Source organism: Halorientalis persicus (assembly GCF_900110215.1).
GTDB lineage: Archaea > Halobacteriota > Halobacteria > Halobacteriales > Haloarculaceae > Halorientalis > Halorientalis persica.
The window spans coordinates 134398-159730 of the sequence record NZ_FOCX01000003.1 but is presented as its reverse complement, the minus strand read 5'-3'; the positions used below and the strand labels follow the sequence as shown (position 1 = coordinate 159730).

Annotated in this window: 27 protein-coding genes and 1 tRNA gene; 13 read left to right on the top strand and 15 right to left on the bottom strand. The window is 68.0% G+C overall.

Annotated features, from left to right (window positions below; all coding sequences use genetic code 11):
• The first annotated feature begins 25 nt into the window (after window positions 1–25).
• Window positions 26–547 (top strand): 2'-5' RNA ligase family protein, encoded by a 522-nt coding sequence (locus BMX17_RS04560; RefSeq protein WP_244514932.1) that lies wholly within the window; start codon window positions 26–28, stop codon window positions 545–547.
• Here the strand turns inward: BMX17_RS04560 and BMX17_RS04555 are convergent, their stop codons facing one another.
• On the bottom strand, window positions 548–2356 hold the full coding sequence (locus BMX17_RS04555; RefSeq protein ID WP_092658121.1) for a PAS domain S-box protein: 1809 nt from the start codon (window positions 2354–2356) through the stop codon (window positions 548–550).
• Between the two features lie 55 nt (window positions 2357–2411).
• A complete protein-coding gene (locus tag BMX17_RS04550) occupies window positions 2412–4613 on the bottom strand; it encodes an ATP-dependent DNA helicase (protein WP_092658119.1) in 2202 nt (733 codons plus the stop codon).
• Window positions 4614–4691: 78 nt separating this feature from the next.
• Between BMX17_RS04550 and BMX17_RS04545 the strand changes: the two genes are divergently transcribed.
• Complete coding sequence (locus BMX17_RS04545) at window positions 4692–5924, top strand: hypothetical protein (RefSeq protein WP_092658117.1); 1233 nt, start codon at window positions 4692–4694, stop codon at window positions 5922–5924.
• Between the two features lies 1 nt (window position 5925).
• On the opposite strand, the gene BMX17_RS04540 is transcribed toward BMX17_RS04545, so the two are convergent.
• Window positions 5926–6882, bottom strand: coding sequence for a cation diffusion facilitator family transporter (locus tag BMX17_RS04540; protein WP_092658115.1), 957 nt, complete (start codon window positions 6880–6882; stop codon window positions 5926–5928).
• A gap of 104 nt (window positions 6883–6986) precedes the next feature.
• Between BMX17_RS04540 and BMX17_RS04535 the strand changes: the two genes are divergently transcribed.
• On the top strand, window positions 6987–7490 hold the full coding sequence (locus BMX17_RS04535; protein WP_092658113.1) for a metallophosphoesterase: 504 nt from the start codon (window positions 6987–6989) through the stop codon (window positions 7488–7490).
• A gap of 207 nt (window positions 7491–7697) precedes the next feature.
• Here BMX17_RS04535 and BMX17_RS04530 read toward each other — a convergent pair whose 3' ends face one another.
• Window positions 7698–8543 carry an ArsR/SmtB family transcription factor gene (locus BMX17_RS04530; protein ID WP_092658111.1) on the bottom strand — a complete coding sequence of 282 codons (846 nt, stop codon included), beginning with the start codon at window positions 8541–8543 and terminating at the stop codon, window positions 7698–7700.
• A 105-nt stretch (window positions 8544–8648) separates the two neighbouring features.
• Here BMX17_RS04530 and BMX17_RS27240 point away from each other — a divergent pair, with 105 nt between their 5' ends.
• Complete coding sequence (locus tag BMX17_RS27240; RefSeq protein WP_280141356.1) at window positions 8649–8777, top strand: DUF7859 family protein; 129 nt, start codon at window positions 8649–8651, stop codon at window positions 8775–8777.
• A 182-nt stretch (window positions 8778–8959) separates the two neighbouring features.
• Window positions 8960–10048: an aminopeptidase gene (locus tag BMX17_RS04525; protein WP_092658109.1), complete on the top strand. Its 1089-nt coding sequence runs from the start codon at window positions 8960–8962 to the stop codon at window positions 10046–10048.
• 452 nt (window positions 10049–10500) lie between these two features.
• Here BMX17_RS04525 and BMX17_RS04520 read toward each other — a convergent pair whose 3' ends face one another.
• Entirely contained in the window at window positions 10501–11913 is a 1413-nt protein-coding gene (locus BMX17_RS04520; RefSeq protein ID WP_092658107.1) for a signal recognition particle protein Srp54, read from the bottom strand.
• Window positions 11914–12071: 158 nt separating this feature from the next.
• Here BMX17_RS04520 and BMX17_RS04515 point away from each other — a divergent pair, with 158 nt between their 5' ends.
• Window positions 12072–12644, top strand: a complete 573-nt coding sequence (locus BMX17_RS04515) for a hypothetical protein (RefSeq protein ID WP_092658105.1) — start codon at window positions 12072–12074, stop codon at window positions 12642–12644.
• A gap of 75 nt (window positions 12645–12719) precedes the next feature.
• Window positions 12720–13235, top strand: coding sequence for a Trp biosynthesis-associated membrane protein (locus BMX17_RS04510; protein WP_092658103.1), 516 nt, complete (start codon window positions 12720–12722; stop codon window positions 13233–13235).
• Between the two features lie 14 nt (window positions 13236–13249).
• Here BMX17_RS04510 and ftsY read toward each other — a convergent pair whose 3' ends face one another.
• The 6 genes from ftsY to surE all read right to left on the bottom strand — a co-directional run bounded on the left by ftsY (window position 13250) and on the right by surE (window position 17405).
• Window positions 13250–14395 (bottom strand): signal recognition particle-docking protein FtsY, encoded by a 1146-nt coding sequence (gene ftsY / locus BMX17_RS04505; protein WP_092658101.1) that lies wholly within the window; start codon window positions 14393–14395, stop codon window positions 13250–13252.
• 6 nt (window positions 14396–14401) lie between these two features.
• Window positions 14402–14872 (bottom strand): prefoldin subunit alpha, encoded by a 471-nt coding sequence (pfdA, locus tag BMX17_RS04500; RefSeq protein ID WP_092658099.1) that lies wholly within the window; start codon window positions 14870–14872, stop codon window positions 14402–14404.
• Window positions 14869–15042 (bottom strand): 50S ribosomal protein L18Ae, encoded by a 174-nt coding sequence (gene rpl18a, locus BMX17_RS04495; RefSeq protein ID WP_092658097.1) that lies wholly within the window; start codon window positions 15040–15042, stop codon window positions 14869–14871. The genes pfdA and rpl18a overlap by 4 nt, the downstream gene beginning before the upstream one ends.
• Window positions 15043–15094: 52 nt before the next feature.
• Window positions 15095–15304 carry a YgaP-like transmembrane domain gene (locus BMX17_RS04490; protein WP_092658095.1) on the bottom strand — a complete coding sequence of 70 codons (210 nt, stop codon included), beginning with the start codon at window positions 15302–15304 and terminating at the stop codon, window positions 15095–15097.
• A gap of 34 nt (window positions 15305–15338) precedes the next feature.
• A complete protein-coding gene (locus tag BMX17_RS04485; RefSeq protein WP_092658093.1) occupies window positions 15339–16349 on the bottom strand; it encodes an NAD(P)-dependent alcohol dehydrogenase in 1011 nt (336 codons plus the stop codon).
• A 171-nt stretch (window positions 16350–16520) separates the two neighbouring features.
• Window positions 16521–17405, bottom strand: coding sequence for a 5'/3'-nucleotidase SurE (surE, locus tag BMX17_RS04480; RefSeq protein ID WP_092658091.1), 885 nt, complete (start codon window positions 17403–17405; stop codon window positions 16521–16523).
• Window positions 17406–17526: 121 nt separating this feature from the next.
• Here surE and BMX17_RS04475 point away from each other — a divergent pair, with 121 nt between their 5' ends.
• Genes BMX17_RS04475 through BMX17_RS04465 form a run of 3 tightly spaced genes read left to right on the top strand, consistent with a single transcriptional unit; the run spans window position 17527 to window position 19745 of the window.
• Window positions 17527–18105 carry a magnesium transporter gene (locus BMX17_RS04475; protein WP_092658089.1) on the top strand — a complete coding sequence of 193 codons (579 nt, stop codon included), beginning with the start codon at window positions 17527–17529 and terminating at the stop codon, window positions 18103–18105.
• Window positions 18105–18662: a magnesium transporter gene (locus BMX17_RS04470; RefSeq protein WP_092658087.1), complete on the top strand. Its 558-nt coding sequence runs from the start codon at window positions 18105–18107 to the stop codon at window positions 18660–18662. The genes BMX17_RS04475 and BMX17_RS04470 overlap by 1 nt, the downstream gene beginning before the upstream one ends.
• 54 nt (window positions 18663–18716) lie before the next feature.
• Window positions 18717–19745, top strand: a complete 1029-nt coding sequence (locus BMX17_RS04465; RefSeq protein ID WP_092658085.1) for a nucleoside recognition domain-containing protein — start codon at window positions 18717–18719, stop codon at window positions 19743–19745.
• A gap of 354 nt (window positions 19746–20099) precedes the next feature.
• Here the strand turns inward: BMX17_RS04465 and BMX17_RS04460 are convergent, their stop codons facing one another.
• Window positions 20100–21041, bottom strand: a complete 942-nt coding sequence (locus BMX17_RS04460; RefSeq protein WP_092658083.1) for a CBS domain-containing protein — start codon at window positions 21039–21041, stop codon at window positions 20100–20102.
• Window positions 21042–21137: 96 nt separating this feature from the next.
• On the opposite strand from BMX17_RS04460, the gene BMX17_RS04455 reads away from it, so the two are divergent.
• Window positions 21138–22091: a lamin tail domain-containing protein gene (locus tag BMX17_RS04455; RefSeq protein ID WP_092658081.1), complete on the top strand. Its 954-nt coding sequence runs from the start codon at window positions 21138–21140 to the stop codon at window positions 22089–22091.
• Between the two features lie 40 nt (window positions 22092–22131).
• Complete coding sequence (locus BMX17_RS04450; protein WP_092658079.1) at window positions 22132–23253, top strand: molybdopterin-dependent oxidoreductase; 1122 nt, start codon at window positions 22132–22134, stop codon at window positions 23251–23253.
• Here BMX17_RS04450 and BMX17_RS04445 read toward each other — a convergent pair.
• The 3 genes from BMX17_RS04445 to BMX17_RS04435 are packed head-to-tail and all read right to left on the bottom strand — an operon-like array spanning window position 23245 to window position 24829.
• Window positions 23245–23859, bottom strand: coding sequence for an HAD family hydrolase (locus BMX17_RS04445; RefSeq protein ID WP_092658077.1), 615 nt, complete (start codon window positions 23857–23859; stop codon window positions 23245–23247). The genes BMX17_RS04450 and BMX17_RS04445 overlap by 9 nt on opposite strands.
• The gene (locus BMX17_RS04440; RefSeq protein WP_092658075.1) at window positions 23856–24272 is read right to left on the bottom strand and encodes an RNA-binding domain-containing protein; all 417 of its coding nucleotides are present in this window, start codon (window positions 24270–24272) and stop codon (window positions 23856–23858) included. Before BMX17_RS04440 ends, BMX17_RS04445 begins: the two co-directional genes overlap by 4 nt.
• Window positions 24269–24829 (bottom strand): nucleoside monophosphate kinase, encoded by a 561-nt coding sequence (locus BMX17_RS04435; protein ID WP_092658073.1) that lies wholly within the window; start codon window positions 24827–24829, stop codon window positions 24269–24271. The genes BMX17_RS04440 and BMX17_RS04435 overlap by 4 nt, the downstream gene beginning before the upstream one ends.
• A gap of 111 nt (window positions 24830–24940) precedes the next feature.
• On the opposite strand from BMX17_RS04435, the gene BMX17_RS04430 reads away from it, so the two are divergent.
• Window positions 24941–25047 (top strand) — tRNA-Arg (locus BMX17_RS04430).
• Window positions 25048–25333 lie beyond the last annotated feature (286 nt).

The window sequence follows — 25333 nt, the reverse complement described above, 5'->3', positions numbered from 1 at the left end:
AGTCCTTTGACCGCCTGGACAATCAGTGGAGACACACGTGTACAGTCTGAACGTTCCGGTCCCGTCGTCGGTCGCCGCCCTCGCGGGCGAGCTAGCGACGGAACTGCCGACCGCACACACCCGCGACCGCGGTCGGCACACGCTGGGCGTCAAGCGACTCGGCGGCGACGGCCCGAGCGAGTACGCCCGCCTCGAAGCCCGGACGCGGGAGGCACTCGCCGGCACGACACCGTTCGACGCCCGGATCACCGGGATCGAGATCTTCGAGGAGGCACCCGTCGGTAGCTCCCCCGTGGTCTACCTGAACGTCGAGAGCCCCGGCCTCCGGGCGCTCCACGAGGACCTCTGTGCGGTGTTCGACCCCGTCGACGACATCGAAGGGGAGGGCTACAGCCCTCACGTCACCATCGCCCGCGGCGGTGACCCGGTTGCCGCCGAGCAACTGCAGGCCCGGGAGATCGACCCCATCGAGTGGACCGTCGACGAGCTCGTTTTCTGGGACTCCGAGCGCATCACACAGGTCAGCGGCGTCTCCTTGCCGGCGTAGCTACGCCAGCGGGAGTTCGACGGTGAACACGGCACCCCGCGGGTCGGCGTCGCCGGACTGCGTCCGGCTGCCAGAGGCGCTTCGCGCCTCGCGGTCGTCGATCCGAACCTCGCCGCCGTACTGGTCGACCAGCGTGTAGACCAGGTACAGCCCGATGCCGGTCCCGTTGCTGTCGAGCCCCTTCTCGCCCTTGCCGAAGACTGTGTCCTTGCGGTCGTCGGGAACACCGGGGCCGTCGTCCGCGACGTGGACGCGGACCCGGTCGGCCGTCTCGGTTATCGACACCGTCACCGTCGGGCTGTCGGTGTCGTTGTGCTGGACCGCGTTGTTCAGCAGGTTCCGGAACACGGACGCGAGCATCTCGTCGGCGAGGACTCGAACGTCCGGAACGTCGCCCTCGACGGAGATCGACGCCGCCTCGTGTGCCGATGCGGCCTCCGCGACCTGGTCTTCCAGTAGCGGGCGGAGCGCGATGGGTTCGGGCTCCGCGTCCGTCCGGAGCATCGTCTCGGCGAGGACACGCGCCGTGCGCGTGAGTGAGACGGCGTTGTTGGCGCTCCCGATGATAGCCGACAGGCCCGGAACGTCCTCCTCGTCGAGAGACGCTTCGAGGCGTTCGGCGTGCCCGATTATCAACTGCAGATCGTTCCGGATGTCGTGCCGGACGACCTCGTTCAGGATCTCGAGCCCGTCGCGCTGGTCTTCGAGGCGGCGGCGGTACCGTTTGCGTCTCGTGATGTCGTGGACGACACCGTCCAGATAGACCTCGTCACCCTCCTCGACCAGCACGGCGGTGACGGCACCCCAGAACCGCTCGCCGTCCAGTCGGCGGAACTGCAACTCCTGCTCGACGACTTCGCCGGTCTCGCGGAGTTGCTCGGCGAGGGCAGTCTGTTCCGCGGAGTCGAGGTACAGTTCGTCCACCGACCGACCGAGCAGGTCGTCTTTCGATTCCGCCCGAAACATCGACACGAGCGCCGCGTTTGCGTCGACGAACGCGCCCTCGCCGCCGTCTCTGGCCCGGAAGACGCCGACCGGAAGCCGGTCGAACAGCCGCCGGTACCGCTCCAGTTCGCGTTCCTGTCGCTTGCGTTCGGTGATGTCCTGCTGGAAACCGACGTAGTTAGTGACGACCCCGTCGTCCCGGACGGGCGCGACGGTGACGCGGTTCCAGAACCGCTCGCCGTCGCGGCGGTAGTTGCGGAGCTCGACAGTCACCGGCTCCTCGGCGTCGATCGCCTCGCGGAGCCTGGCGACGGGTTCCTCGGTCGTGCCCTCGCCCTGCAGAAACCGGCAGTTCCGACCGAGCACCTCTGACCGTTCATAGCCCGTGAGGTCAAGGAACTCGTCGTTGACGTAGATCAGCGGGGTGTCCGCGTCGACGGGCCCGGTGATCGTGATCCCGACCGGGGCCTCGTCCATCGCCCGGGTCTTCACGTCGAGTTCCGCCTGCTGGTCCCGGGCGTCGGTCCGTTCGGCCACGCGAACGAGCAACCGCTCGTCGTCCCCGACACGTGCGACCGCCACCTCGACCGGCATCGCCGTCCCGTCGGCGTGTTCGGTCCGCCAGGCGAACCGCTCGCCGTCGTCCGCCTCCCGGAGCCGATCCAGCAAGTCGTCGGGTGACGACCGGTCGGACGCGGTGAGCACGCCGACGGAGCGGTCGAGTAGCGACGACCGCGCGTAGCCGTGCAACTCGCAGAACCGCTCGTTCGCGTCGCGGAACTGGCCAGTCTCGGGGTCCACCACGGCCATACCGTCCGGCGCGGCGGCGAACAGCGCCCGATCGGCGTCACGGTCGTCAGTCATCCGATTGCGAGACCTTGACGCTGGAGAGCATTAAACCGACGTGTTCGTCGCCACACTACGGTTTCGGCGGCGCCCCGTCCCAGGCGTCCATGTCGCCGTAGAAGTTCAGCATCGAGAACTTCAGCTTCTCGGGGCCGATGTCGATCATCTCCGCCCGCTCCTCCGGCGGAAACGTCTCCCGGACCGTGTAGTTACCCAGTTCCTGCTCACCGACCATCGTGTAGCGTTTGTCCACCAGCACGCGCGCGCCGAAATCTTCGGGCGAGCGTACCACCCGGCCCAGGGCCTGCCGGGTCTTGCGAACGGTCGGAATCTCGACGGCGTAGGCCCAGCCCGCGTCCTCCGTACCCATCCACTCGCCACCGCCATCGCCGAAGGTCCGGTCGTAGGCCTCCTGTACGGCGTCCATCCGGTCGTCGAGGTGGGGATAGGGCACGCCCACGACGACCACCGTCCGAGCGTCGCCGTCGTCGAAGCTCACTCCTTCAGTGAGCGTGCCCCACAGCGAGGTGAAGAGGACGCCGTTCTCGCTGTCGGTAAACGCTTCGCGGAGCTCTTTGGCGCTCGTGGCGGGTTTATCGAGGAACCACTCGGCGTCGGCCTGGACCCGGTCGTGGTAGCGCTCGGCCTCGCTGTAGCTCGGGAAGAACGCGAGCGTGTTGCCCGGCGTGAACCTGATGGCGTCCTCCAGCACGTCCGTCACGGTGTTCTGCACCGCGGGGTCGTCGCGCTCGCTCGAAAACAGCGCGGGCGCTTCGACGGCGTAGGTCCGCCGACGCTCCTCGGGGAACTGCGCGCCGTAGGCCATCGTCTCGGGGTCGTCGAGCCCCAGCACGTCCTCGGTGACCTCGAAGGGGCGCAGGGTCGCACTCATCAGGACGCTGGCGTGGAGTTCGTCGAACAGCGAGCGGGTCACCTCCTGGGGGATACACCGGTAGAGTTCCGCCCGACCGTACACGTCGCCGCGTTGCTCGTCCCGGCGGACGCTCACGACCGGGTAGTGACCCTGCGTGTCGCCCTCGTCCATCCAGGCGGTGACGAACTGCACGGCCTGCAGGGTCTGGCACTCCTGTCGCGTGCTGGCCTCGCCGTTCTTGTAGGCCTCCTCGTACTGCTCGTCTAAGGCCCGGCCGAACTTCAGCGCGGCCTGGAGGTCCACGTCGTAGCCCGGTCCGGTGTAGGCCTGCAGGAAGTTGATCGTCAGATCGTCGCGGCCGTCCTCGTTGGTGATTGATAGGTCCGCCCAGTTCTCCTCGATCCGCTCGCGTTCGCCAAAGCCCAGCGCGTCGTCGTAGGTCTCGACCAGTGCGGATCGGAACGCCCGGACGACGTTCTGTGCGGCCTCGGCCGCGGGGTCGTCCTGTTCGGCCAGTTCGTCCAGCGCGCTGTCGAGCGTGGTCTCGGTCAGTGTGCGGGTCGCGTGGTCCCGGGCCGCGTCCTCGACGTTGTGGGCCTCGTCGAAGACCGTGATCACGTCCTCGGGGTCACGCCCGAGCCACCGGAAGAAGTGCTCGCGGATGCCCGGATCGAGCAAGTGGTGGTAGTTACAGACCACCAGGTCGACGCCCTCCATCCCCTCCTTGAGGAGTTCGTACCCGCAAAAGCCCTCCATCTCGGCGTACTCGTAGATGTCGTCGGGGTCGCGTACGTCCGCGAACAACCACTGGTAGAACTCGTCCGTGTTTCCGGTGAGGTTCTGATAGTAGTAGTCGCAGGTGTTGCCCGTCTCGCGAAGGTCTTCGAGTTCGTCCTCTACGCCCTCGAGTTCCTCCAGCACTGCCCCGCGGGCCTCGGCGGCCTCGTCGCTCCCGGCCTGACTGTCCGCCAGCAGGGTCTCCTCGCGTTCGTTCAGTTCGGCCAGATCCTGCTCTTTGTCGACGATTTCGCGGGTGGTGTCCCGCAACGCCTGACACTCCTCGTAGCCCACGTCGATGTGACACATCGAGCCCTTCCCGCGGAAGACGACCGCTCGGATCGGCTCCTGTTCGGTGATAGCGCGGGCCTCGTGGACGAACTGGCGCATCTGCTGGTGGACGTTCGTCGTGATGACGACCGTCTTGTCTTCCTCGCGGGCGTACTCCAGGGCCGGCACCAGCGCGGCCAGGGTCTTGCCCGTTCCGGTCGCCCCCTCGAAGAGCACGTCCGACCCCTCGCCCAGCGCGTCGTAGATGCGGTCCATCGCGTCGCGCTGGTGGTCGTAGGGCTCCTCGTAGGGGAAAAACCGGACGTAGCCAGCGTCGTCTCCGTCGCTCGACACACTGCCCCCTTGTTCGTTCCCGGACAAAAAGTCTCGCCGTCCACAGCACTGATTTTCCCGTGCTCGTTGTGACAGTCCATGGACCGGAGACTGCTGGTCGCGTGCTGTCTGGCGCTGGTCGCGCTGGCGGGCTGTTCGGGCGGCCCGGGCGGCCCGACACCGACGGCCGAGGATGGAACCCCGACGGCGACACCCGCGAATGGCGACGGCGAACCGACCGAGACGACGAACCTAACCCTGTCGGTCGGCGCGGAGGTCGAGGCGTCCGCGCTGGTGCGGGCCCACGAGACCGCGCTGGCGAACGAGAGCTACGCGTTCCGGTCGGGCTACGGACTGGCCTCCGGCGCACGCGAGCAGGCCTCGACGCGCCTCCGGGCCGACGACGGACTGTTCGAGATCGAACGCTTCCAGTACCACCCGCGCCGCGGCGAGGCCGCGGCGCTGTACGCCCGCGAGGGTCGCGAGTACGTCCGGTTCGAGGACGGGCCGGTGACGAAGACGGTCGCCCAGCCCAACCGGACCGCGGTGCCCACGGGCCGGCAGGCGCTGGTCGGTGTCGAATCGCTGACGGTGACGGACACGATCCAGCGGGACGGCGAGACCCGATACGTCCTCACCACCGGCTACGACTACGAGACTGCCGACCAGACGCTCCCCTATCGTCGGGCAGTCGTGGACGAGCGCGGCCAGATCCACAACTACACGAGCGGGGAGTACGTCCCGCCGGAGAGCGACCGGCCCGGTGAGGGCCTGCTGGTCTCGCGCTGGTTCGACCTCTCGAACGTCGGGGAGACGACAGTCGACGAGCCCGACTGGCTGACCGACCTCCGGACGACCGAATCGGACGGCCTGGAGACGGTCGTCGTCGAACACGCGGCCCTCGACACGCGGTTTCGCGTGACCGGGACCGACGTGGACGCGAGCGTCGAGGCCGTCACGAACGACGCGGTCGTCGGGAGCGACCACGTCGACGAGTCGCGGGCGTCAGCGCTGATCGACCTGGATATCGAGGGGCAGGTCACGAACGCGACCGTCAGGGTCGGCTACGACTCCGCCGCGCTTCCGGGCGGAGCCAGCGAGCAGGGCCTCGCCGTGTTCGTCTACAACGAGTCACTGCAGACCTACCTACCGCTAAACACCTCACTGGACACAGACGCAAAGGTCGCCGTCGCCAGCCGCGGGCCACCGGTCAGGTACAGTTCTGGCGGCGGCCCCGAGCAAACGCTCCGTCCGACGCTCTCCGATCCGACGGCCGACCGGCTGGTCGTCGCAGTGATGCACGCAGAAACGTGGTACGCGGCGTTCCGGTAGCTCAGTCGACCGGTTCGACGTAGATCCGGTTGGCGTGGGGTTCGGCCTCGCGGATGGCAGCCTCGATGTCGTCGATCACGTCAGGGCGCACGTCGGCAGTGAGCGAGTCGGCGAAGGCCACCTCGGTGGCGACCATCACCTCACCCGGCCCGAAGTACACAGTCCGAAAGTCGACGAGTTCGTCGACGCCGTCCCAGCCGGCGATGAGGTCGCGGAGTTCCGCCTCGTCGTCTTTCGGCATGCTCTCGCCGAGCAGGAGTCGTTTGTTCTCCCAGGCCAGCGCGATGGCAAAGCCCATCAGCATGAGCCCGATGATGAGCGCCGAGCCCGCGTCGAAGACCGGATTCCCGGTCGCCCGCGAGAGGTAGATGCCAAAGAGCGCGATGCCCGCGCCCGCGAGTGCGATGAAGTCCTCGGTAAACGCCGTGAGGGTAGTCACGTCGGAGGTCTTCCGGAAGGCCTCCTTGTACCCGCTCCAGTCGTGCACGTCGATCTGACGCTTGAGTTCCTTGCGGGCCTTGATGAACGCGTAGGTCTCGAAGACGATGGCCCCGATCAAGACGGCGTAGTTGACGTAGACTGGCGGAAAGGTGAGCGTGATGTCGGTGAGCGGGATCGTCGGCTGGCGAGCGGCCTCGTGGGTGCCGTGCATCAGGGCGTCGTAGCCGTGTTTGGCCGACTCCCAGCCGGCGATGCCAAAGAGGAGGACGGAGACGAGGAAGCTGTAGAAAAACTGCGCCTTCCCGTAGCCGAAGGGGTGGCGACGATCGGCGTCCTGTGCCCCGTAGCGGATGCCGATCAGCAGGAACACCTGGTTGCCCGTGTCGGAGATCGAGTGATACGTCTCCGAGAGCATCGCCGGGCTGAGCGTCAGCAGATACCCAAAGAATTTCAGTATCGCGATCGCCCCGTTGGCGATCAGCGCGGCGATGACGACCCCCTTGCTGTTGCCTGCCATTACCGAACGGCTCCCCCGGCAGACCCAAAGCTGTTCTGGAACCGACTAGTTCCCCACCACCGCGATCCGTCGGAGGTTTACCCGGCCCCGTCGTACGCGCGTGCATGCTCACCGTCGTCTCCGACACGCACAGCCGCGAGGGCCACCGGCTGACGGGCCGAACCCGCGAGGCCGTCCGCGAGGCCGACGCCGTCGTCCACGCCGGGGACTTCATGACCGAGTCGGTGCTGGACGCCTTCCAGGCCGAAGCTTCTCGGCTGTACGGCGTCGTCGGCAACAACGACCGACCCGCCGTGCGGGACCGCCTGCCGACCCAGCGAGTGGTCGAACACGAGGGGCTCCGACTGGTGGTCGTCCACGGCCACGAACACACCGACACCGCCCTCTCACTGCTGGGTCGGCAGGAAGCCGCCGATCTCGTGGTCTTCGGCCACTCCCACCGCCCCGGCGTCCACGAGGGCGACGGCGTGACGCTGCTGAACCCCGGCAGTCACGCCCAGCCCCGCCGGTACCGGCCGGCCCACGCGGAACTGGAACCCGACGGCGACGCGGTCGAGGGCCGACTGGTCGACCCGGACGGCACCGTCTTCGAGACGTTTACGATCTGAGAAGGGCGATGCGCCCGAACGAGTCCAGAGCTTCGGAGAGGGGGTCGGAGACGAGTCAGGTCTCGGGAGGGCCGAAGCGAGCGGGCGCACCACACACTACAGACCCCACTTAAATGTAGCCAGCGGAAGGTCAAACGACCGTTTTAGCTACGGTGGAAAGCAAGAGCGGGCGGCCGGATCGCCCACCGAACCGGCGATTCGGTGCGGTCAGTCCGTGAGGTACCAGACGCCCGCGACGACGGCCAGCGCGGTCACCCCGCCGAGGAAAAAGAGCAGCCCCGGCGGGAGCGAGAGCGCGCCGGCCACGGCGTCGCCGGCCCCCGACGCCGCCGTCTCGGTCGCCGTTCGCGCGGCTTCGGTGGCGGTATCGAAGGTACCACCGTCGGTGGCCTCGGGTCTGGCTGTCTCCGGGCGGGTGGCTACGGGTGTCTCGGTGGCGTTCTGGCTGGACACGTCGGCGGCTTCCATGCCACCACCGCCGCCGCCGTCGGTCGAGCGATAGCTCTCCGCTCCGGGTGTCCCCGTCGCGGTCCCGGTGTCGTTGCCGGCGGGCGGGGCGGCCCCTGGTTCGGAGCCAGCGGAATCTCGACTCCCGGTCGGGTTCAGGAACCCGCCGTCGCCGACGGTCGCCTGGATCGCGAGGCTTCCGAGGGCGACGATGCTGAGACTGCCGAGAAAGCGCGAGAGGGCGCTCCGGAGGGTGGACTTGTCGTCGTCGTCGCCGCCGGCCATGATGACCAGCGGGCGGTCGGCGGGGGCGTAGACGTTCATCTCGCGGCCCTTCTCGGAGTAGATCGTGTCGATCACCTCGATCGCGCCGGCGTCTTCCAGATTGTTGAGGTGATACTGGACGTTCTGGAGGGAGGTGTCGACCCGATCGGAGAGGGCGGCGGGCGGGGCGGGGTCGTCGTGGAGTTCCGACAGGACTTCCCGGGCCGTCTCGGAGGTCAGCGCCGACAGCACGTCGTCGGCGTCCTCTGAGTCGACGCCGATGACGCGGGGCTCGGCCTCCTCGGCCGCGGACGTGTCGGGTTCGGAGGGCAACAGCGACATCGTTCGCCGGCTACGATAGCATCGGGCATCAACTTTGTTACGTCTTCCCGGCTGTGAGCCGGGTCGAGGAAAAGGGCTTTGCCGCCGCGTGAGCTACGTGGCGACATGGCCGATCTGGTACTGTGGGGGATGGTCGCCGTCATGCTCGGGTTCGTCTTCCTCGTCTACCTGTTTTTCCGCCGGACCGCTACGGCGGTGAAAGAGGGGATGAACGAAGGGAGACGGAACGGGTAGTCGTTCCAGCTTGGTCGCGCTGACTGTCGAGGGATCCTCGACCTCGCGAGTCGGCGCGTTCTCGCGGCCGTAGCCCGGTCGAATCGAGGTCGAAGACCTCACACTCCCCGCTCGCATTGTCGAGGCGCTCGCGCCTCGCCCCTTTCGAAACCGATTACCGGCGACCGGCCCTCCCCCGTGGCATGGACCCACGCATCCGCGAACACGCGCAGGTGCTCGCAGACGCCATCGATCTGGACGGGGGCGACAACCTCGTCATCAAGGCCGAGCCGGCCGCCGACGACCTGGTCGTCGCCCTCTACGAACTCGCCGGCGACCGCGGTGCCCACCCCGTCACGCTCCGAACCAACCGGAGCGGCCGCGCCATCCGGGGCTACCTCCGCTCGGCCGACCAGGCCGACGTGGAGTTCGAGACGCCCGGTCACGAGCAGGCGCTGGTCGAGGAAGCCGACTGCCACGTCGTCATCCGGGCCAACGCGAACGTCACCGAGATGGACGACGTGGACAGCGATACGACGGCGGAGTACCAGCAGGCCCACAGCCCAATCCTGAACGAACGACTCTCCGACCGCTGGACGCTCACCCAGCACCCCACGCCAGCCAACGCCCAACTGGCCGAGATGAGCACTGAAGCCTACGAGAACTTCGTCTACGACGCGGTCCTGAAAGACTGGGACGCCCAGGAAGAATTTCAGGAACACATGGTCGAGATCCTCGAAGACGGCGCGGAAGTCCGCATCGTCTCGGGCGAGACGACCGACGTGACCATGTCCATCGCGGGCAACCACGCCCTGAACGACACGAACGTCCACAACATCCCCGGCGGTGAGGTGTTCACCGCGCCCGTCCCCGACTCCGTCGAGGGCGAAGTGCTATTCGACAAACCCGTCTACCAGAACGGCCGGGAGGTCCTCGGGGCGCGACTCGTCTTCGAGGACGGCGAAGTCGTCGAGTACGACGCCGAGAAGAACGCGGAAGTACTGGAGTCCATCCTCGAAACGGATCCCGGCGCGAAACGGCTGGGCGAACTCGGGATCGGCATGAACCGCGACATCGACCAGTTCACCTACAATATGCTGTTCGACGAGAAGATGGGCGACACCGTCCACATGGCCGTCGGTCGCGCCTACGAGGAGACCGTCGGCGAGGACAACACGCAGAACCAGAGCGCCCAGCACGTCGACATGATCGTCGACATGAGCGAGGACTCCCGGATCGAGGTGGACGGGGACGTGGTGCAGGAAGACGGTGTGTTCCGGTTCGAGGAGTAGGGAGACACGACCAGCGAGGGATCGAAGATCCCTCGGGCAGCCGGCGCGAAGTCGTTCGAAAGGCGCGAAGCGCCTTTCGTGATGTCGCCAGACGCCGTCGGCATCTGGCTGCTAACCAGAACGCTCCGCGTTCTGGTGAGGACGAGAGAGCTTCGCTCTCCCGGACCACGCCGGCGACGCAGGGAGTGTCTCCGGAAATCCGAGCGGGGAACGGAGTGGCCCGCGAGGAGTAGGGAGGCGCGAACGCAGTGAGCGCCTCAAACTGGAGCGGCGAGGGACGAGCCGCGGAGGACGGGTTCGAAGGATAGGGCGACTTGCGGTTGCGGAGACACCAGCACTGTGTACCGGACGCGAGCCGGTGGCTCGCGTCCGGCGGTTTTTGTACTAAATTTTTGCAAGGGGGGTTCCCGCAGCGAGCGACGCGAGCGAGGAAACTCCCCCGCAGTAAAAATTTAGTCGCCGAACGGCCCGCCACCGCCGCCCATCCCGCCCATGCCGCCGCCGGGGCCGCCGGGACCGCCGCCGCCCTGTTGCATCTGTTTCATCATCCGCTCCATGTCGGCGTCGCCCATGCCCTGGAACTGATTGAGGGTCTTGGCCATCATCTTGTGCTGTTCGAGCAGTTCGCGGACGCGGTCCTCGCTGGTCCCCGAGCCCTTCGCGATGCGTTTGATCTGGCTCTGGCCGATGGAGCGTGGGTGTTCGAGTTCGTCCTCGGTCATCGAGTCCATGATGACCTCGAAAGAGCGCATCCGGTCTTTGGTCACGTCCATGGCGTTGTCGGGCAACTGGTCCATCAGCCCGCCGCCCATGCCGGGGATCATGTCCATCACCTGATCGAGCGGGCCCATGTTGTCCATGGCCTTCATCTGGTGGCGCATATCCCGGAGGGTGAACTCCCCTTCCATCAGGTCCTCGGGGTCCCAGTCCTCCTCGTCCTGGGTCTCCTCCATCGCGCGCTCGACGCGCTCGGTGAGCTGTTTGAGGTCGCCCATCCCGAGCAGGCGGGAGATGAACCCGGAGGGCTCGAACCGCTCGATGTCCTGCACCGTCTCGCCGGTCCCGAGGAAGGCGATCGACGAGCCGGTCTCGTTGACGGCCGCCAGCGCGCCGCCACCTTTCGCCGTCCCGTCGAGTTTCGTGATGGCGACGCCGTCGATGCCGATGGCCTCCTCGAACTCGCGGGCCTGATCCTTCGCGGACTGGCCCATCGCGGCGTCGATCACGAGCAGGTTCCGGTCGGGGTCGACGGCGTCGTCGATGCGCTCGATCTGCTCGATGAGTTCCTGGTTCAGGCCGTCACGACCGGCGGTGTCGACGATGCGCACGTCGGCCTCCTGGGTCTCCTCCAGGCCGGCCTGGGCGATCTCGACCGGATCGTCCTCGTCGGGGTCGCCGTAGAAGTCGACCTCGGCGTTGTCGGCCATCTGCTTGGCCTGGTCGTACGCGCCAGGGCGGTCGGTGTCGGTCTGGATGACCGCGGGGCGCAGCCCCTTCTTCGAGAACCACCACGCCATCTTGGCGGCCGTGGTCGTCTTCCCCGACCCGTAGAGGCCGGCGAGCAGGATCGTCTGCTCTTCGAGAGGCAACTCCGTGGAGTCGCCCACCAGGTCGACCATCTCCTCGTAGACGACACGGAGGACCCAGTCGCGGGCGGAGGTACTGCTCGGCGGTTCCTCCTCCAGCGCCCGCTGTTCGATGTTGTCCGACAGCTCCATCACCAGGCTCGTGTCAACGTCGGCCTGCAACAGCGAGCGCTGGATCTCCTTGACGACGTCTTCCACGTCGGCTTCGTCGATGCGGGACTTCCCCCGGAGGTCGTCGAGCGTCCCCCGGAGCGAACTCCCCAGATCGTCGAGTACCATAGTTAGTTACCCGAGGTACGCTAGCCAAGCGGTAAAGGCTTTTTCTGTCGGGCACCGGCGACGCCACACCGTCAGGACACGCTCGCCGACCGCGGGAGAGTCAAAGGGACGTTTGAGCCACCGCAACGGCTTTTTTCGCACCGCGACTCGGTGAGAGCATGAACCGCCGTGCGTTCGTGGGGGCACTCGCCGCTGTCCTGCCGCTGACCGCCGGCTGTGCCGGAGACACCGAATCGGGAACCGACCGGTCGCCTGCGACGACCGGCACGCTCACGACCGGCCAATCGTCCACCCCGACGGTGTCGGCAACCGAAGCGCCGCCGTCGGTGTCGATGGACGTGGCCGTGACCTACCGGTACGGAAGCGGCTACACTGGCCGGGGCGAGACTCTGGATATCGACCCGAGCGGCCGCCTCACCTACATCTACGACTGTGGACAGTTGCTGACCGACACCGCCAGCGGAGGCCCGCGCGAGGGAGCGCTAACCCGCACCGAGGCCGACCGGCTCGAACGGCTGGTCGCAGCGGCCGACCCCGCGTCGTGGGCCGATCACTACGACTGCGACGAACCGTGTCCGACCGACACGCCGACGCCGCACGTCACGCTCACCGTCGACGGCTCCACGTACGAGACCGGGGTCGACCCGACGGCGGAGATTCCCGATCCACTTGACGAACTGATCGGCTTCCTCCGGGCGCAGGCGGAGACGTTCGAGGAGTCCTGTCGGTAGCGGTGGGGAGAGTATCGAAGACCGTAATCGACCGTTCCGGAACCGGTTTTACCCGCCGGAAACAGGACCCTGCGTATGGATACCGACGTGTCGTTGCCGCGCTGGGTACTGCTGGCCGGTATCGGAGCCGTCGTCGCCGCGGTCGGTTCCGTCCTTCCGTGGGCGACCGTTCGTTTCGACGCGGCGCTGGCGGACCTGCCCAACGTCCCCGAGACGCAGACGGTCACCGGCCTCGACGGCGACGGGACGATCACGCTCGTCCTCGCGGTCCTCGCGCTCGCGGTCCTGGTCGCGGCGGCCGTCAGGTCCCGACCCGGGCCGAAGACGGCCGCCGTCACCGCGCTCACCGGGACGCTCGTCACCGCCGTCGCGGCCCTCGACTACAGGGAGTTCCGGGCCACGCGCAGCCGGATCCAGCGGCGTGTCGCCGAGAGTGGCCCGGAGATGGCGGGCGACGCCGTGACCGTCGAACTGGAGCCCGGGCTGGCGGTCCTCGGCCTCGGCGGCTGCCTCCTGCTCGCGGCCGGAGGCTACGCGCTCCTGTCGTACTGGCGGCACGACGCCGATCCAGCGGCCGCGACCGGCGAGTAGAGAGAAACGGACAGCTACGCCGCGGCTTCGTCGGGCCCCGGTTCCTCGTCGTCGTGGCCGAGCAGGCGGTCGACGATGACCGCGGGATCGAACGGTTCGAGGTCGTCGTAGTCCTGCCCGGTCCCCAGGAACAGGATCGGTTTGCCCGTGACCTGGGCGATCGAGATGGCCGCACCACCCTGCGGGTCGGCGTCGGCCTTGGTGAGGACCGCGCCGTCGATGGCGGCCGCGTCGTCGAACTCCCGGGCGCGGTTGACGGCGTCCTGTCCCGCCACCGCCTCGTCGACGAAGATCGTCATGTCCGGGTCGATCACGCGGTCGATCTTCTCCAGTTGGTCCATCAGGTCGTTGCTGGTGTGGAGCCGACCGGCCGTATCGCCCAGCACCACGTCCACGTCGTTGGCCTCGGCGTACTCGACGGCGTCGTAGATGACCGCCGCCGGGTCCGAGCCCTGCTCGTGAGAGATCAGCCGTTCGTCCAGGGCGTCGGCGTGTTGCTGGAGCTGTTCGTTCGCGCCGGCCCGGTAGGTGTCGCCGTTGGCCAGCACCGTCGAGTAGCCCCGCTCGTCGAGCCACTGGGAAAGCTTGGCGATGGTCGTCGTCTTCCCGACGCCGTTGACGCCCGTGAAGATGATCGAGACGGGTTTGTCGGCCTCGGCGATTCGCTGCTCGAAGTCGAACTGCCCGACGCTGATCACGTCGATCAGCGCGTCACGCAGCGCCTCCTCGACGACCAGCCCCGTCGTCTTGACCTTCGAGCGCGTCTCGCCGATCAGGTTCTCACGGATGCCCCGCAGGATCTCCTGGGCGACGCTCATCTCCACGTCCGAGGAGAGCAGGGCCAGCTCCAGCTCTTCGAGCGGGCCTTCGAGGTCGTCTTCCTCGATGACCTCCTTGCCCGTGGCTGCGAGTTTCGCTCGCTCCATCAGCCCGCGGTCGCTCCCGCTGTCGTCCGCGTCGGCCTCGGATTCGGGCTCGGACTCGGAGTCGGCTGGCTCTGCATCCGTCTCGGGTTCGGCCGCTTCGGTCTCCTCGGCCGGTTCCTCGGCGTCCGCGGGTTCCGTCTCGGCGTCGGCGTCCTCGGCCTCCTCGACCGGTTCAGCCTCTTCCTCGACGTTCTCTTTGAAGCTGTTGAGCTTGTCTTTCAGTCCGTCGAACATGGCCCCTTACTCGTCGCCGCCTTCCTGCTCTTGCATCTGGGCCATCTGCTGTTGCATCTGCTGTTGTTGCATCTGCTGAGCCTTCTCCTCGAGTTCGTCGCTCTCGGCCTCGACCTCGCTGATCTCCTCGCGGATGTCCTCGATCCGGTCGTCGAGAGTGTCTTTCTTGTTCTCCAGGGTGTCGACGGCGTCGTTCTGGTCGCGCTCGGCCGCGTAGCCGCCGCCCAGCGAGACGATGATCTCGTCGATGTCCTGGATCTCGGCGCGGACGTACGCGTCGCCGCCCAGCGGCACCTGGACTGTCTCGCCCGTGTCCAGCGTCTGGATGGCCTCGATGGCCTCGTCAATCTCGGTCTGTTCGGCCTGGAGATCCTCGATCTCGGCTTCGAGGGCTTCCTTCTCCTCTTCGAGAGCCTGGATCTCTTCGGCGAGCTGCTGGAGCTGGCCGCCGCCGCCACCGCCGCCACCGAGGCTCATTGGGCCACCTCACTGATTTCGACCTGTGTGCGCTTGAGGCCGTGCTTGGAGCCGAACTCGGCGTAGGTGTGTTCGACCGCGACGTCCTCGTTTTCGGCGTCGAGGGTCTTCTCGAACGATTCCCACCCATCTCGGGCCTGCCATCGACCACTGACGGTAAACTCGGTCATGTTCGGGATGTGCGGGACCGACGCGGAAGAATGTACCGACCTCTCCTCTGGCCTACTCCTCGGACGTGTCGATGCCGAGCGCCGCGTTCAGCCCACAGAAACAGGTCGTGGCGTTGAATCCGAACGCGAGCGCGCCGATCCCCGCGAGCAGTCCAGTCTTCCGGTTCCCCTTTCGAAGCGTGGCGACGGCGACGACCGTCAGGACGACCGCCAACAGTGCGCGGCCTTTCCGGTCGGTGCCGCCGACGTTTGTCTCGACCATACGACCCCATCGGCCGCGGGGGACTTAATTTCAGTCACTCCGGCACGAGAACGGCCCGTCGATCCACGTCGCCGTCCTCCAGTCGGTCGTAGGTGGCGGCCAGATCCTCGAAGCCGACGGGCTCGACGCCCACGTTGAGTCGGCCGGCCTCGGCCAGGTCCAGCACGTCCCGAAGCTGGTCGATACTGCCCCAGAACACGTTCGTACAGACGAGTTCGCTCCCCACGAGGGGGTTAAAGGAGAGCTCGAAGGAGCCGCCGCCGATGCCGACGATGTAGAGCCGGCCCTGCGTGCCCAGCGCGTTCCCGCAGGCCTGCAGGGTCTCGTCTTTGCCGACGAAGTCGATGGCGGCGTCGGCCCCGTCGTCCGTGACGCGTCGGATCGCACTCTGGATCGACTCCTGGGTCACGTCGATGGTCACGTCCGCGCCCAACTCCTCGGCGAGCGCGAGTTTCTCGGCGTCCTGGTCGGCGGCGACGACCTGCGCGCCGGTCATGGCGGCGAACTGGACGCCGAACTGGCCGAGGCCGCCGATCCCGACGACGAGCAAGGTGTCGGTCGGGGAGAGGTGTTCGCGGGCGCGCTGGACCGCCCGGTAGGGCGTCAGCGCGGCGTCGGTCAGCGGCGCGGCCTCGACGGGGTCGATCTCGGTCGGCAGGACGTACTTGGCGTCGGGGACGACCACGAAGTCCGCGAGCGCGCCGTCCTGGCCGATGCCGGCCCACTCCAGCACGTTACAGAGCTGGTCGTCACCGCGCGTGCAGACCTCGCAGTGGCCACAGCCCCAGCCGCCGAAGACGACGGCGCTCGTGCCCGGATCGAGGTGGTCGACACCGGGGCCGGTCGCCGCGACCTCGCCGGCGGCCTCGTGCCCCAGCGTTCGCGGGGTCGGAATCGGTAAATCGCCGTGCATCAGGTGGAGATCGGAGTGACAGAGCCCGCAGGCGGACACGTCGATCAGCACCTCGCCGGGCCCCGGTTCGGGTCGAGGGACTTCCTCGACGACCAGCCCCTCGTCGGGACCGTGGAAGCGCGCGGCGCGCACGGTCAGGCCACCCCGCCGGCGACAGTCGGTCGTGACTCTGTACTGGCCCCTGCTACCCGTCGAATCATGCTATCGGAGACGAACCGCTCCGGTCCGGTAAAGCAACTCCCTCGTGAGGCGGGCGATATAAGAGCGGGCACGATGGGGCCTGGACCGGCCGGCCCGGGTCAGTCAGTCGCGGCGCTGTTCCTCGTGGGCGCGCTCTCGGGCGCGCTCGCTGTCGTTGTATCCGTCGACGACCTGCTGGAGCGACCCAGTCTCGACCGAGAGGGCGGGCGCGGTCAACGGCGAGACGCTGACCTCGCCCTCGACGAGGGCGCGCCGATCCGATCCCTCTGGATAGCGCTCCCGGAGGTCCTCGTCGGCGGGGAACGGGCTCTCCCAGCCGACGGTGTTGGGCCAGACCACGTCGCGGATGGCGATGTCGCCCTCGCGGGGCTTGCCGATGTCGACCTCGTCGCGGTCGGTGGCCTCGTGTTCCACGTCGACCGCGTAGTCGTGGTGGGGTTCGGTCAGCCGCATCGAGGACTCGGGCACGTCGACGGGCGCGTTGACGTTCAACACGTCGGCCTCCTCGAACACCGGGACGCTCTGGCTCCGGACGAGCAGTTCCCGGGCCACCTTCGCGGGGCGGCCGAAGTCGTACTCCTCGGGCGGGTGGACGAAGAAATCCTGGGCGTGGTACGCGGAGATGGCGATGCCCGGGATGTCGAGGAAGGCGGCTTCGACGCAGGCACCCACCGTCCCGGAGCGGCCGACGACGTAGTTGCCGGCGTTGGGGCCGTGGTTACAGCCGGCGACGACGAGGTCGAAGTCGGCGTCGAGGCCGCCGACCCCGTAGGCCACGCAGTCGGCGGGCGTCCCGTCGATCGCGTAGCCCCAGGGGTGGTCCTCGCGGGTGGTGCGATGGGTCCGGGTCCGCCCCGTCCCACTCTGGTTGTCCGTCGGTGCGACGACGGTCACCTCGGCGACCCCCGTCAGTTCCTCGTACAGCGCCGCCAGCCCGGGGGCGTCGATGCCGTCGTCGTTCGTCAACAGCACGTGGGGGGCAGTCACGGTCTGTGGTTGGGGCCCCGACGCGTCAGTCTTTCGGGCCCGCCATGATCCCTGCCCACACGCATCACGGCTATCGGTCGGGCTACCGGGGTTTTTGGTTCGGGGGTTCGTTGGCCCGCCAATGACCGTCCGCGAGGTCGCCGCCGAGGCCTACCGCGAGGCGCTCCCGGTGCTCGCCGTGAGCGGGGTAGGTGGCCTGTTCGCCGGCGTCGTCCTCGGCGGGATGGAGGCGGAGCTGCAGGCGGTCCCCGGCCTCCTGATGCTCGTTCCCGCCCTGCTGGCGACCCGCGGAAACGTCTACGGGTCGCTCGGCGCACGGCTCGCCTCCGCGCTCCACCAGGGGCTGATCGAACCGCGGCTGAATCTGGACGACGAGCGGTTGCGAGGGGCGATCGCGGCGGCGCTGGCCAACGGGGTTCTCGTCAGCCTCTTCGCCGCGGTCCTCGCGTTCGTCGTCCTCGCGGTGCTGGGCCGGCAGGTCGCACCCCTCGGGACGCTCGTCGGCATCGCTGGCATCGCCGGGCTGATCTCGGGGCTCCTGCTCACGGCGGCGGTCGTCGGCGTCGTTTTCCTCGGGTATCGCCGCGGCTACAACCCAGACACGCTCGCGGGCCCGGTCGTCACGACCACCGGCGACGTGGTCGGCGTCGCCACACTCCTGCTCGCCACGCGAATCGTCCTCGGACTGGGTGGCCTCTGATGGAGACGCGCTGGTCCCCCCGAGCGATCATGCGCACGATGCTCCCCATCCTGTTGGTACTGACCTGTATCGAACTCGCCAGCGGGTTCGTCCTCGATACCTTCGAGGGCACCTTACTTCAGTACCCCTCGCTGCTCGTCCTCGTGCCCGTCACCATCGGGATGGCGGGCAACCTCGGGAGCATCCTCGCCGCGCGGCTCTCGACGGTGGTCCACCTCGGCTTGCTCTCCTTCGAACCCGACGACGAGTACCTGCTGGGCAACGCCGTTGCGACGCTTGGGCTGGCACTGACGCTGTTCCCGCTGGTCGGGGCCGGGGCGTGGCTGGCCCAGACGCTCGTAGGCGGGACCGCGCTCGGGATCGGGACCGTCGTCCTGGTGGCGTTCGGGAGCGGCGCGGTGCTCGCGGTGCTGGCGGTTTTCGTGACGCTGGTGACGACTTACGCCGCCTACCGGTTCGGGCTGGACCCCGACGACGTGGTGATTCCCGTCGTCACGAACGTCTGTGACGTGCTGGGCGTCGTGGTGCTGTTCGCCGTGGTCCGGCTGGTGGTCTGAGGGACTGCGGACGGGATAGTCAGGGCTTTGGCCACCAGATACCAAGGGTCGCCAATGGCACCGGAGCCGACGGCGTTGCTGGTGGAGGTGCTGGTCCGCGTGGCGTCGATCACCGTCTTCATCGCTCTGGGGGTCGGCCTGGCCAGCGTCGCCGTCGAGTTCGGCGCGGTCGAGTACATCGCGGGTTTCGCACGACCACTGACACAGCCGGCGAACCTCCCACCGGAGGTTGGGACGGCGATCCTGGCGACGACGGCCTCGCCCACCGCCGGGTACGGGATGCTCGCCGAATATCGGGAGGCCGGCCTGCTCGACGACCGCGCGACGCTCGTCGCGGTGACGATGAACACCTTCTTCGGGTTCGCCCAGCACATCTTCACCTTCTACGCGCCCGTATTGATCCCCATCCTCGGCCTGAAGGTCGGCCTCATGTACGTCGGGGCGCGGGCGCTCATCTCGCTCGCGATTACCGGAACCGGCGTCGCGGCCGGCGCACTCCTGCTCTCGGAGCGAAACGTCGATACCACGGTGGAAGCCGACGTGGACGAGGGGGCGGCCGTCGAGGCCGACGGGAGCGGGAGCGGACGTGACCGCCGCGCCAAATTCCGGGCCGCTGCCGAGAGCACCGTCGAGAAGATCCGAGACATCGTGCCGCGGCTACTGGTCGTCTACCTGATCGTCGCGACGCTGGTGGCCTACTACGAGGAGATCGTCACCGCACTCCTGGGCAGTCCGGACGCGCTCGGCATCGCGGGCGCGGTCGCCCCAATCACGGGCGCGCTGGGCCTGCCGAGCGCGGCGATCCCGACCATCGCGGTGTTCGCGGTGGACACGACCAACGGCGCGATCTTCATCGCCCCGCTGATCGAGAACGGGACCTTCACTGCGCGGGCAGCCGTCGCGACGATGCTCGTGGGCGGGATCGTCTCCTTCGCCGTCTCGACGTTCAAGCGGTCGATCCCCTTCCAGTACGGCATCTGGGGCCGCGAGTTCGGCAGCAAGGTGATCGTCGTCAACACGGTGCTGAAAGTCGTGTTCATCGCCGTGGCGCTGGTCGTCTTGCTCGCGCCGACGGCGATCTGAGCGGCGGCACGCGGCGCGGCCGCTCCTCGACTGTACAAAACGGAGAGAAACGTCGCCCTCAGAGTGCGTGGCCGGCGACCGGCTGCTTGGTCTCGATTTCGGTGTTGTAGCAGGTGTTGCAGGTGTACTCGTTCAACTTTGTCGTCTCGTCGTTCAGAGCCATCCGTGTCCCGCACTGTGGGCAATACATTATGATTGTATAAGGACTACCGGCGACCTTAATTCTTTGCATCTGATAGGTGTGGTGAGCCGTCTCACGGCACGGAGTAGCAAACTGAGAGGAACTGGCGGGGCGTTTCCGGCAGCCGGGGGACGGATCGGCGGAAAACTGGAGCGGCGTTCGGCCGAAGACGGTCAGGCCGTGTCGGGGATCGGATCGGCGATGACGACGGCTTCGCCGTCGATCACCTCGTCGCCGTCGGCGCGGGCGCTGGTCGTCAGCCGGTAGCGGTCGTTGCCCAGATCCTCGACGACCTCACACTCGGCGGTGACTTCGCTGCCGATGTCGACGGGGCCCAGGAAGGAGGTGTCCTGCGAGAGGTAGACGATGAGGCCGGGCAGGCGGGCCAGCGCGGCGCTGACGACGCCGCCGACGAGTGTCCCGTGGGCGATGGGGCGACCGAAGCGGGTCCCTTCCGCGTAGTCGGCGTCGAGGTGGAGGCGGTTGGTGTCGCCGCTGGCCTCGGCGAAGGTCTCCACGTCTTCCTGGGAGAGGGTCTTGGTGAACTTCACGACGTCGCCAGTCTCGATGCGGTCGTCGTGAGGGCCGAGGCTCTCGAACTCCCACTCGTCGCGCTCGTAGGCGGTGTCGACGCGCTCGCGGTGGTGGTGGTCGGCGGTCGAGCCACCGCTGGCGGTCGTCCGCCGGGAGAGGTGTGGGAGGTAGTAGGAGAGGTCGGTCGTGGTGACGATGCCGACGAGGTCGCCGTCGCCGGACTGTGTCCGGCTGCCAGAGGCGCTTCGCGCCTCGCTGTCGTCGATCACCGGGAGTTTCTTGATCGTGTGTTCGCGGAAGCGGTCGACGGCCGCCTCGATGGACTCGTCGGCGTCGACGGTGACGACCGGGGTCGACATACAGTCGGCGGCGGTGACCGTGTCGGCGTCGTGCCCCTCGGCGACGAGTCCGACCACGTCCGATTCGGTGACGATACCGACGGGGTCGCCATTTTCGACGACGACGACCGAGCCGATATCCTCGCCGTGGAGCAACTCGGCGACCGCGGCGGCGTCGAGGTCGGGACTGATCGTCTCGACTGTCGGATTCATTACCTCGCGGATGGTGACGGGGACGAGCATCTGTCGGCACTCCGGGGCCACTCTCCCTATGCCTTTGGATCGACTCACCGAGCGGTCGGCCTCGCCGCTCAAGTGGCTGGCCCACACAGGCGAGGTATGGACCGTGCCGTCGTCGCCCTCGTCGTCCTCGTCGCCGCCAGCGGCTGTCTCGGAGTCTCGCCGGACGGCTCGAACGCACCTGGGACGCCCGCACCGCCCGCGGACGCCGACCTCGCGAACAGTTACGCGGTGACCGTCACGGCCGTGGTCGACGGCGACACCGTCAAGATCCGCTATCGCAACGGCACGCAAGACACCCTCCGCCTGCTCGGCGTCGACACGCCCGAGACGGGCGGCGAGAACGACCCCGCGGAGTTCGAGGGCGTCCCCGAAACCGCGGCTGGCGAGTCCTGCCTCGGCGAGGCCGGCCACGACGCGACCCGCACGATGACTCAGCGTCTACTCGGCGAGACCGTTACCATCGGCGTCGACGCCGAGAGCGACCGCCGGGGCTACTACGGCCGCCTGCTGGGATATATCTATCAGGACGGCGAGAACGTCAACTACTGGCTCCTGACCGAGGGCTACGCCCGCGTCTACGACAGCCAGTTCACCGAACGCGAGGCCTTCGACGCCGCCGAACAGCGGGCCCGCGCGAACGGCACCGGACTGTGGGCCTGCGCGACCGAGGAGCCGCCGACAGCGACCGGAACGACCGTGACCGACGGTGGGGCAGTCACGGGTGCGCTCGCCATCGTCGAGATTCACGAGGACGCCGCCGGCGACGACCGGGAGAACCTGAACGACGAGTACGTTGCCGTCGAGAACCGAGGGGACACCACGCTCGACCTCTCGGGATGGACCGTCAGCGACGAGGCCGATCACACCTATCCGTTCCCCGACGGAACCGTTCTCGACCCGGGCGAGCAGGTCACCCTCCGGACAGGAAGCGGGACGGACACGGCGACGACGCTGTACTGGGGGCAGAGAAGTCCCGTCTGGAACAACGACGGCGATGCGGTGACCGTGCGGGCCGCGAACGGGACCGTGATGGCCCGGCGAGGGTATTAGCCGACCGAGCATCCAAGCCCGTCCAGCCCTGTGACCCGGTATGGGCGTCCTCGCCCGACTGGCACCGCCGCCGTCGCTGGTCGACTGGTCGATCCTCGCGCTCGTGAGCTTCGAGGTCGGCTCCGGACTGGTGAGCCTCACCGTCGGCCGGCCGAGCGGAGCGTGGCTGTTCACCCTCCACGGGCTGGCCGGCTTCACGCTGGTGGCCCTGCTGGGCTGGAAGTTCCGCCGGGTCCGCCGCCGTGTCACCGACCGGAAGCTCTGGGACGGGGGCACGCCCGTCTCGATCCTGCTCGGGACGCTCGCGCTCGCGACCCTCGGCACCGGCATCTACTGGACGCTGTCCGGCCCCGTCCGGATCGCCGGCTGGCCCCTCCTCTTTCTCCACATGGTGCTTGGCACAGTCGTCGTTCCCGTCCTCCTGTGGCACCTGCGCCACCGGTTCCGACTGCCTTCGACCGCGGGGCTGGATCGACGGCGGACCACCCTCCAGTACGGGGCGCTGCTGGGCTTTGGCGCACTCTCCTGGAAGGCCCAGCAGGTCGCCGGCGACGCCCTCTCGCTCCCGGGCCGGGACCGCCGGTTCACGGGCTCGAAGGAAGACGGGAGCGACGACGGCAACGCCTTCCCGGTCACCAGCTGGGTGGCCGACGATCCCGACCCGGTCGACCCCGATGACTGGACCCTGACCGTCGGCGGCGCGGTCGCCGATCCCCTCGAACTCGATCTCGACGCCCTGCCGCCCGAGCCCCGGTCGGCACCGCGCCGACGCGACGGATCGGCGACCGACGGACCCATCGACGCGACCAGCGAGCGCGCCGTCCTGGACTGTACCAGCGGCTGGTACTCAGAACACGACTGGGCGGGCGTCCGCGTCGGCGACCTGCTGGATCTGGTGGAGCCGCCCGAGGACGCCGCGTGGGTCCGCGTTCGCTCCGTCACGGGCTACTACTGGAGTCTGCCCATCGAGGAGGCCCGGGACGCACTGCTGGCGACCCGCGTCGACGGCGACCCCCTCGCACACGGCCACGGCTTTCCGCTCCGACTGGTCGCCCCCGGTCGCCGCGGCTTCCAGTGGGTCAAATGGGTCGACAGCGTCGAGGTCACCCACCGGCAGGATCTGGGCCAGTGGGTCGCCATCTTCGTCAGCGGCCTAGACTAGGGCGTCCAGCGCCCGCCAGAAGCTCGGGCCGTCGTCCTCGTACCGGACCGGGAGAAAGTCCGCCTCGCGGGCCGCCGCCACGTCGCCCTCGTAGTCGTCGCCGACCATCACGTACTCGTCGGCGGCGACCTGTTCGCGGGCGTACGCGTAGATCGCCGGATCGGGTTTGGCCGCGCCGGCCTCGGGGGCAGTCACGACCGTCTCGAAGAACCCGTCGAGGTCGTGGGCCGCCAGTTTGGCCGTCTGTCGGTCGCGGCTCCCGTTCGTGAGGATACCGAGGTGGTCGGTCTCGGCGAGTCCGGCAAGGGCCGACCGCGCCGCCTCGGGCACCGTCGTCGCCTCGATTTCGGAGTCGCGAACCGCCGCGACGATGGCGTCCGGGTCGCAGTCCGCGTCCGCGGCCGTCGCGACCGCTTCGGCCCCCGCCCGCTCGGCCGCCGGATCCAGCGCCGCCCGCCGCTCGTCGAGCGTGTCGAGGTAGGTCTCGACCAGTGCCGGGTCGGCCTCGCCCAGCACCGTGTCGAGCCCGCGCTCGACGACGGTCTCCCGGTCCGCGGTGTGAGAGAGCAGCGTGCCGTCGACGGCAAAGAAGATCGCCGCCGTCATCGGTCGTCGGACTGGACCGGCCGCCCCTCCTCGGTCGCCGGCGCGACGTGGTCGATGTACTCCTCGACGGACGGTTCCTCCACTCGTACGCGAACGTGGAGGTCGCCCAGTTCGCTCGGATTCCCCACCGCGAAGGTGACCACCCCCTCGAAAGCCGGCTGTTTCTTCAGGTCGAAGCTGAACGTATCGCCCTGCCGGTTCTCGAAGAAGACCTTCCGGGCGGCGTCTAAGATCTCCTGGCGGTGCAGCGCCTCAGAGAGCGTTTCTAAACTATGGGCCTCGGCCAGCAACTCCCCCGGCCGCTCCTCGATCTCGGCGTCCGGGAAGAGGTTGTGGATCGCATCCGCCACCCGGTCCGTTACTTCGGTGTCGTTGACGGGCGCGGTGATCTGGACGTCGACGCTGTAGATCATCGTACCGCCTCCGGTCCCTCGTCGAAGACCGTCCGAATCCGCTTGCGGAACCGTTCGAGCGTGTCGGTGTTCTCGATGGTCACGTCGGCCTGCTCCATGGCCTCACCCATCCCGAACCCGAGTTCGCGCTCGTCGCGTTCTCGGAGGCTCTCGCCACCGTCCGTGTCGTCACGCCCGCGGTCGGTGATCCGCTCGCGGCGGACCTCGAACGGCGCTTCGATGCTCACGAGATAGAAGTCGTCGCCGAATCGGTCGCGGAACGCGTCCAGTTCCACGTCCGAGCGCAGGCCGTCGACGAGGACGGTGTCGGTGTCCTCGCCGGCCAGTCGCTCCTCGATCAGCGGAAGCGACCGCTCCGCGATGGCTGCGGGCCCGTTCTCCTCGCGGAGTGCCTGGGCGATCTCGCCGTGATGGCTGGCCGGGTCCAGCCCGCGGTCCCGGCACTCCCGGCGGATCACGTCCCCCATCGTCACGACCGGCACGCCCAGCTCGCGGGCGACCTCCGCAGCCTCGCCTTTCCCACTGCCCGGGAGGCCGACTGTCCCGATAACGGTCATTGCACATCGGTAGTCCCGAAGCGCGTTTAAGGGCTGTGACTGGCCGTGGCGGTCGAACCCCATCCCCGAAACCGAGGTTCTTTTTGTCTCTCACGGTACAGTCCAACCCGAGGGCACGTAGCTCAGTCCGGACTAGAGCGTCGGACTTCTATCGACGGTACCGCTTGGTGCCGACGGAAGATATCCGACGGTCGTGGGTTCAAATCCCACCGTGCCCGTGCAGGGAGGAGCGAAGCGACGACCGAACCGGCACGCAGGGGATTTGAACCCTGGAAGTCGCAGCGGTCGAGCGGAGCGAGACCGACCGTCTTCCTCCGGTTCAAATCCCACCGTGCCCGCTTCTGTGAGGCGCGAGATGCGAACGTAGTGAGCATCTCGGCACGTCCGAGCGGGGAGGAACGAGCCGCGAGGCGCACACCGCGCCGAGCGACACGACCCCGTGTCGCAGTTGCGTCACTCCGTCCAGTTCCACTCCTCGTCGCTGTGCTGTTGCCGGCGTCCGGT

Coding starts and splice junctions, on each gene's coding strand:
- BMX17_RS04555 (WP_092658121.1), bottom strand. CDS start 2,356: ATGACTGACGACCGTGACGCCGATCGGGCGCTGTTCGCCGCCGCGCCG.
- BMX17_RS04545 (WP_092658117.1), top strand. CDS start 4,692: ATGGACCGGAGACTGCTGGTCGCGTGCTGTCTGGCGCTGGTCGCGCTG.
- BMX17_RS04540 (WP_092658115.1), bottom strand. CDS start 6,882: ATGGCAGGCAACAGCAAGGGGGTCGTCATCGCCGCGCTGATCGCCAAC.
- BMX17_RS04535 (WP_092658113.1), top strand. CDS start 6,987: ATGCTCACCGTCGTCTCCGACACGCACAGCCGCGAGGGCCACCGGCTG.
- BMX17_RS04530 (WP_092658111.1), bottom strand. CDS start 8,543: ATGTCGCTGTTGCCCTCCGAACCCGACACGTCCGCGGCCGAGGAGGCC.
- BMX17_RS27240 (WP_280141356.1), top strand. CDS start 8,649: ATGGCCGATCTGGTACTGTGGGGGATGGTCGCCGTCATGCTCGGGTTC.
- BMX17_RS04525 (WP_092658109.1), top strand. CDS start 8,960: ATGGACCCACGCATCCGCGAACACGCGCAGGTGCTCGCAGACGCCATC.
- BMX17_RS04520 (WP_092658107.1), bottom strand. CDS start 11,913: ATGGTACTCGACGATCTGGGGAGTTCGCTCCGGGGGACGCTCGACGAC.
- BMX17_RS04515 (WP_092658105.1), top strand. CDS start 12,072: ATGAACCGCCGTGCGTTCGTGGGGGCACTCGCCGCTGTCCTGCCGCTG.
- BMX17_RS04510 (WP_092658103.1), top strand. CDS start 12,720: ATGGATACCGACGTGTCGTTGCCGCGCTGGGTACTGCTGGCCGGTATC.
- ftsY (WP_092658101.1), bottom strand. CDS start 14,395: ATGTTCGACGGACTGAAAGACAAGCTCAACAGCTTCAAAGAGAACGTC.
- pfdA (WP_092658099.1), bottom strand. CDS start 14,872: ATGAGCCTCGGTGGCGGCGGTGGCGGCGGCGGCCAGCTCCAGCAGCTC.
- rpl18a (WP_092658097.1), bottom strand. CDS start 15,042: ATGACCGAGTTTACCGTCAGTGGTCGATGGCAGGCCCGAGATGGGTGG.
- BMX17_RS04490 (WP_092658095.1), bottom strand. CDS start 15,304: ATGGTCGAGACAAACGTCGGCGGCACCGACCGGAAAGGCCGCGCACTG.
- BMX17_RS04475 (WP_092658089.1), top strand. CDS start 17,527: ATGACCGTCCGCGAGGTCGCCGCCGAGGCCTACCGCGAGGCGCTCCCG.
- BMX17_RS04470 (WP_092658087.1), top strand. CDS start 18,105: ATGGAGACGCGCTGGTCCCCCCGAGCGATCATGCGCACGATGCTCCCC.
- BMX17_RS04465 (WP_092658085.1), top strand. CDS start 18,717: ATGGCACCGGAGCCGACGGCGTTGCTGGTGGAGGTGCTGGTCCGCGTG.
- BMX17_RS04460 (WP_092658083.1), bottom strand. CDS start 21,041: ATGCTCGTCCCCGTCACCATCCGCGAGGTAATGAATCCGACAGTCGAG.
- BMX17_RS04455 (WP_092658081.1), top strand. CDS start 21,138: ATGGACCGTGCCGTCGTCGCCCTCGTCGTCCTCGTCGCCGCCAGCGGC.
- BMX17_RS04450 (WP_092658079.1), top strand. CDS start 22,132: ATGGGCGTCCTCGCCCGACTGGCACCGCCGCCGTCGCTGGTCGACTGG.
- BMX17_RS04445 (WP_092658077.1), bottom strand. CDS start 23,859: ATGACGGCGGCGATCTTCTTTGCCGTCGACGGCACGCTGCTCTCTCAC.
- BMX17_RS04440 (WP_092658075.1), bottom strand. CDS start 24,272: ATGATCTACAGCGTCGACGTCCAGATCACCGCGCCCGTCAACGACACC.
- BMX17_RS04435 (WP_092658073.1), bottom strand. CDS start 24,829: ATGACCGTTATCGGGACAGTCGGCCTCCCGGGCAGTGGGAAAGGCGAG.